A 5,790-nucleotide genomic window follows, 5' to 3' on the forward strand; every position below is an offset into this window, starting at 1 on the left:
GCAGCTGCTCACCGTCGAGGATCGGGTAGCACCAATCGTCCAGCTCGATCCACTCGGGCAGCAGCTCGGCGCAGAGCCCGTGGGCCGCGCACGAGATCGGGTTCACCTTGATGCGCATGTCATCTCCATCCGGCCGGATGCGCCGGCAACGGGAAGCGCGACGGACGCAGCGCATCGGGGCACGGGCCGTGCTGCGCGTGGTGCTGGACGTCGGCGGCGAAGCAGGTGAGCGCGCTCGCCACCATGCGCACCGCACCATCGGGATGCGCGCACGCGCCGCGTCCGGGTACGACCGACAGCCACCGGCGCAGCGCCGGCTCGACACGTCCTTCGCCGGCGAGGGCGGCCATCGCGCCCGCGATCGCCGGCAGCCCGTTGAGGCACGGCCCGCACTGCCCGGCGCTCTCGGCGGCGAGCCAGCGCGCGATATGGGCGGTCTCGGCGAGACCGCACGCACCACACGGCAGGGGCAGCAGGATGCCCGCACCGAGCGACCCACCGGCCGCATGCAACGCGTCGTGGGTGAGGGGCAACGTCCAGAGCTGCTCGGCCGTCAGCCAGGTGCCGAAGTAGCCGCCGACCAGCACTGCAGCGGTGTCGGCCGCACGCACACCGACCTGCTCGAGCACGGAGCCGGCCGCGACGCCGGTGGGCACCTCGAGCACCTCGCGCCCGGTACGGGTCGTGATGGTCAGCAGCATCGTGCCCGGCTCGGCGGGATCGCCGACCGCCCGGTACCAACCGGCGCCGTATCGCGCGATCAGGGCCATGTGCGCGAGCGTCTCGACGTTGTTGACGAGGGTCGGACGCCCGTGCACCCCCTTCTCGTAGGTGTGCGGCGGCCGGAACACCGGCTTGGCCTCACCGCCGTTGATCCAGTGCACCAGCGCCGAGCTCTCGCTGGCGACGTAGCGGGGCGGCAGCTCGTGCACCACGACCGCGTCCTGCCGCTCGGCGATCGCCTGCCGCAGCGGTGCGAGCGCGGCGCTGCCGGCGTGCACCGCGAGGTGCAACTCCTTCGCGCCGACCGCACGCGCGGCGACGGCCAGCCCGTCGAGCACGAGGTGCGGCGCCCGCGACAGCAGCAGGGCGTCCTTGCCGCTCGCCGGCTCGCCCTCGGCCCCGTTGCCGACGACCACCGGACGGCGCCCGAGCGCGACCGTGCGCAGCTTGCGCCCGGCCGGGAACCCGGCACCGCCGCGACCGAGCAGCCCGCTCGCCTCGATGGCGTGCACGAGCTCGTCGCCCGGCACCGACGGCAGTGGGCCGAAGCGGGCGAGGTGTGTCGCGAGCCCCGGTGCGTCGCCGACACCCGCGAGCACCCGCTCGGCGCTCACCGAGGCCGGGCGCGGACGCGCGATCATGCCGCCCGCCCGAGGCTGCGCACCGGGCCGGTCGGTGCGGCGTCCCGCGTGCGCCAGCGCAGCGCGCCGGCCGTCGCCACGAGACCCGCGCAGACGAGGCCGAGCCAGAAGCCCCACTTCGGCGACGAGCCGTCGGTGCCCGTGCCGATGAAGTGCAGCAGGGCCAACGGCCAGGCGAGGTAGGCGCTGAGGTGGATCGTCCTCCACGTCCGTTGCGACATTCGCAGGCGCAGCCAGCCCGTCGCCGCGACGACGAGCAGCAGGTCGAAGGCGATCGTGCCCCAGGCGACGTCGGTGGCCCGGTAACCCGAGACGAACGGGACGACCACGGCGGCGACCCCGACGTGCACGTAGCTGTCCATCAGGGTGGTCACGATGTGCACCAGGACGAAGACGAGGGCGAGCGCGGCGACGTTGCGGTGCAGCTGCTGCGTCGCGAACCGGGGCCAGCCCGGGGCGGCGAGCGTGCGCTGGGTCGAAGCGACGCCGAGCAGCACGCTGCCGGTGAGCAGCAGGAACGCCACGACGCCGGTCGCCCGCGTGAGGTACCAGAGCGGATTGCTCGCGAAGGCACTGGCGAGGGTCATGACGCCACCTGCTCGCGCGGCCAGCCGTTGACCACCACGACACTGCCGTCGGACGCGACCAGCCGGGCGGCGACGCCGGCGTCCTGCAGCAGCCGCCGGCCGTCGGCGCCGCGCACGATCGTGGCGGTGCTCAACGTGTTCGCCTCGACGCAGGTCGCGGCGACGACCGTCACCGTGCGCCACACCGGTGGTGCGGGCAGCAGGGTGCGCGGGTCGAGGATGTGGTGCATCGCCCGGCCGTCGTGCGCCCACCGCCGCTTGATCGTGCTCGAGGTGGCGATGGCGGCGCCGGCCGGGATGGCGACGGTGGTCGCCGGCTCACCGGTCGCGTCCTGCACCTGGATGCGCCAGCCACCGTCGGGCGCCGGACCGGCCGTCGCGATGTCGCCGCCGAGGCTCACCAGCACGCCGGTACCGATGCGGTCGGCGACGAGCGCAGCGGCGCGGTCGGCCGCGAGGGCCTTCGCCGTGGCACCGAGGTCGAGCCGCAGGGACGCCGGCACGGTGACCGTCGTGCCGTCGAGCGCGATGTCGCGCCAGGTGGCACGTCGCTGCACGACGACCCGGCCGGTCGGTGCGGCCACGGCCCATGGCAGGCCCGTCGCCGACGGCAGGGCACTGATGTCACGGTCGTAGCCCACCTGGCGCAGGGCGCTGCCGAGGGTCGGGTCGACATCGCCCGCGGTGCGCTCGGCGGCGGCCAGGGCCGCGCGCAGGTGGTCGGCCAGCAGCGGGCTGACGGTCACCGGCGCACCGCCGGCGCCGTCCAGGCGGCCGAGCTCGGCGTCGTCGCGGAACCGGCTCACTGCGGCGTCGACCTCGGCGAGGTGCTCGACGACGAGCGTGCAGGCATCGGCGAGACGATCGGCGTCGAGCACGACGAGCCGTGCGGTCGTGCTCCACACCGACCACTCGGCGGTGTCGGCGGCCACGCGGCTCCCGTCGAGGGTCGGTGCCGTCAGGGCGAGGTCGGCGGACATGGGCTCAGGATCCGCTCGTCGCGGCCTGCGCCGCCTGGGTCGTCGTGGTCACGGTCGGCGTCGACGTGGTCGTGCTGGTCGACGTGCCGGTGGTCGACGTCGTGCCGGTGGTCGACGTCGTGCGGGTGGTCGACGTCGTGCCGGACGAGGTGGTGCTCGAAGGCGTGCAGGCGGCGAGGGCGACGGTGGCGAGCACCGACCCGGCGGCGACCGAGACGGTGGCGCGGCGCACCTTGCGGTCACCGACGTGCCGGATGGTGGGGCGTTCGTTCGTGGTCATGCAGCCAGGATGGGCAACGGCTTTGTCCGACCCCTGGAACGTCGCTGCAAGGTTCCTGTCAACCGCGCCCCTCACGAGCCGTGGGTCACGCCCTGCGGCGGCGACGTGACCGGCGAGGGCACCGGGGTGGGCGTGGGCGTCGCTGTGGCCACCGGCACCGGCGTCGGCGTCGGTGTGCGCACCGGCTGTGGCGACGGCGCCGGTGCGGTGCCGCCCGCGGTCGGCCGCGGAGCGCTCGGGCGCGTCGGCGAGGGTGCCGACGGGCGCGTCGGCGGCGGTGTCGGCGCGGCGGAGCGCGTCGTCGCGCCGGGCGATCGCGTCGGCGCCGCGCCCGCCGTCGGCGACGTCGCGGAGGCGACCGGCCGCGGACGATGGCGGACCGGCCGAGGTACCGCGCGGCGGGCGTGCGGCGAGGGCCGATGCGCCGGCGCGCGGCCGGCGCGCGGCGACGCGGTCGGGGCCGCGACCACCGATCCGCCGGCGCCGGGTGCGGCGGCCGGTGACGGCGCGACGACGGCCGCGGACGCGCTGCCGTCGGCTGCGCCGGCCAGTCCCAGCGCGAGGGCGCCGCTGCCGACCACGGACGCCGCGACGACACCCGCGGTCGCGAGGCGCACCCGGTGCCCGCCGATGGCGCGCAGGTCCGGCGGGGGCAGCGGTCGGGACGGGCGGGGCGGGGTGCTCACACCGTTCCTCATCGAACGGGCCGCCGAAGATGTGACACCACGCGCGGTATTCACAGGTACCCGAAGCGGGTAGATGAGCGTCACGGCGGTTCCCGTCCGCCTCGTCCGACAGGAGGGCCATGGCCACCACTGATCCGCGCGCCGGCCGCGCGACCGCGTCACCCGCGCCGCCGCGAGCGGCCGTCGGCGACATCAGCGCCTACAACCCGCCCGCCCGCATCGCGGCGCTGGCGATCGAGTCCGGCGCCACGAAGGCCGCGCTCGGGGTGCCGCGCGCGCTCATCGGCGGTTTCCTCGCCGGCGCCTACATCGCCTTCGGCGGCCTGCTCGCCATCGTCGCGTCGTCCGGGCTCAACCCGGACACGTGGGGCGGCATCACCACTCTCGTCACCGGCGGCGTCTTCAGCCTCGGCCTCATCCTCGTCGTGATCGGCGGCGCCGAACTGCTGACCGGCAACATGGCGCTCGTCCCGATGGCCGTGCTCTCCCGGCGCGTCACCGTCGTCAGGATGCTGCTGAACTGGCTCTGGGTGACGATCGGCAACCTCGCCGGTTCGCTCTTCGTCGCCTATGTGCTCGCCGACAAGACCGGCGTCATCGCCAAGGGCGCCAAGGGCACGGCCGGGGCGTCGTGGACGCGCCTCGACGCCATCGTGAAGGGCAAGGCGGTCACCGAGACCCATCTCGAGCAGTTCCTGCGGGCGATCGGCTGCAACTGGCTGGTGTGCCTCGCCGTCTGGCTGGCCCTGGCGGCCATGACCGTCGGCGGCAAGATCCTGGCCATCGTCTTCCCGATCACGGCCTTCGTGGCCCTCGGGTTCGACCACGTCGTCGCCAACATGTTCTTCCTGCCGCTCGGGATCTTCGAGCACGCGGGCGGGGCGACGGCGTCCAACATGATCCTGAACCTGATCATGGCCTTCCTCGGCAACGCGGTCGGCGCCGGCGTCTTCGTGGCCGGTTCCTACTGGTACCTCTACGCGAAGGACGCGCCCGGCACCGCAGCCGCCGCGGAACCGACCGGCGGCTGATCGACCCGAGGACCGGGTCCCGGGAACAAGATCCGCAGTCGACCCGTTGGACAGACTGCCGGTCCGGTTCCATGCCCCCGGGCCTCACCTTCCGCCGCCACGAGCGGCCACTCGCCGAGAGGCGGCTGGCCGGACCGGCACACACGACGCAGCGCCCCGCCCTTCCGGACGGGGCGCTGCGTCGTCCGTGCACCTGCACCGGGGCGTCCGACCGGCCCGTGCACCGGTGGGCGACGGGCACTCGATGGGTCGAACGGCCCGGGGCAGACGCCGAAGGTCCTGGCGGGTCGTGCCCGCCTTCAGCGGCGCCGCCGTGCGGCCGACAGGACCGGTGGACGGCTCCACCCATCCGGTGGCAGGCGGTCCCGGCGGTGCCGCCGCCACACGACCACGACTCGCGACATGGGGGCAGGGTGTTCTCACGACCGGCCCGCCGCCCTGCGCTCTCGGCGGCCGAACTCCTCACCGCCGTCGACGCGCTCGCCGTCGTGCTCACCGACCCTGACGGTCTCGTCACCGACGTCACCGCGTCGGCCGCGCACCTGCTCGGCATCGGCCCCGGCGAGGGCGCCGGCCGCCCGGTGCTCGACCTGCTGCCGGTGCTGCAGCGCCCGTCGGGCGACGGCGGGCGGCGCAGCTGCTCGTTGCACGGTGCCGGGGACGCGACCGTCGAGGTGCGCACGACCGCCGTCTCGACCGGCTTCGTCCATGTGCTCTCGGTGCTCACCGACGTGCAGGCCGAGCTGGACGAGGCCCGCCGCGCGCACGCCCTCGACCGCCTGCTCGTCGACCACCTGCCCGCCGCCGTCGTCGGCGTGCTCGACCCCGACCTCCGCTGGCTGGCCCTCGGCGGCGAGCGGCT

At 75.0% G+C, this 5,790-nt stretch carries 6 protein-coding genes and 1 pseudogene; 2 read left to right on the forward strand and 5 right to left on the reverse strand.

The genetic code is table 11. The features are described from left to right. Positions 1-119: 119 nt before the first annotated feature. The 5 genes from ACTHMS_RS20785 to ACTHMS_RS20805 form a co-directional block, all read right to left on the reverse strand. Positions 120-1,364, reverse strand: a complete 1,245-nt coding sequence (locus tag ACTHMS_RS20785; protein ID WP_440308565.1) for an NADH-ubiquinone oxidoreductase-F iron-sulfur binding region domain-containing protein — start codon at positions 1,362-1,364, stop codon at positions 120-122. Next, positions 1,361-1,951, reverse strand: coding sequence for a ferric reductase-like transmembrane domain-containing protein (locus ACTHMS_RS20790; protein ID WP_440308566.1), 591 nt, complete (start codon positions 1,949-1,951; stop codon positions 1,361-1,363). The genes ACTHMS_RS20785 and ACTHMS_RS20790 overlap by 4 nt, the downstream gene beginning before the upstream one ends. Then, positions 1,948-2,931 (reverse strand): FAD:protein FMN transferase, encoded by a 984-nt coding sequence (locus ACTHMS_RS20795; protein ID WP_440308567.1) that lies wholly within the window; start codon positions 2,929-2,931, stop codon positions 1,948-1,950. The genes ACTHMS_RS20790 and ACTHMS_RS20795 overlap by 4 nt, the downstream gene beginning before the upstream one ends. A gap of 4 nt (positions 2,932-2,935) precedes the next feature. Then, entirely contained in the window at positions 2,936-3,211 is a 276-nt protein-coding gene (locus ACTHMS_RS20800; RefSeq protein ID WP_440308568.1) for a hypothetical protein, read from the reverse strand. A 71-nt stretch (positions 3,212-3,282) separates the two neighbouring features. Continuing rightward, positions 3,283-3,897, reverse strand: a complete 615-nt coding sequence (locus ACTHMS_RS20805) for a hypothetical protein (RefSeq protein WP_440308569.1) — start codon at positions 3,895-3,897, stop codon at positions 3,283-3,285. A gap of 191 nt (positions 3,898-4,088) precedes the next feature. Between ACTHMS_RS20805 and ACTHMS_RS20810 the strand changes: the two genes are divergently transcribed. Together ACTHMS_RS20810 and ACTHMS_RS20815 are read left to right on the forward strand one after the other, a co-directional pair. Continuing rightward, positions 4,089-4,928 (forward strand): formate/nitrite transporter family protein, encoded by an 840-nt coding sequence (locus tag ACTHMS_RS20810; RefSeq protein ID WP_440308570.1) that lies wholly within the window; start codon positions 4,089-4,091, stop codon positions 4,926-4,928. Positions 4,929-5,341: 413 nt separating this feature from the next. Next, a pseudogene (locus ACTHMS_RS20815) lies at positions 5,342-5,790 on the forward strand (hypothetical protein); the annotation flags it as partial.

The organism is Jatrophihabitans sp. (assembly GCF_051960575.1).
Classification (GTDB): domain Bacteria; phylum Actinomycetota; class Actinomycetes; order Mycobacteriales; family Jatrophihabitantaceae; genus JBQCEE01.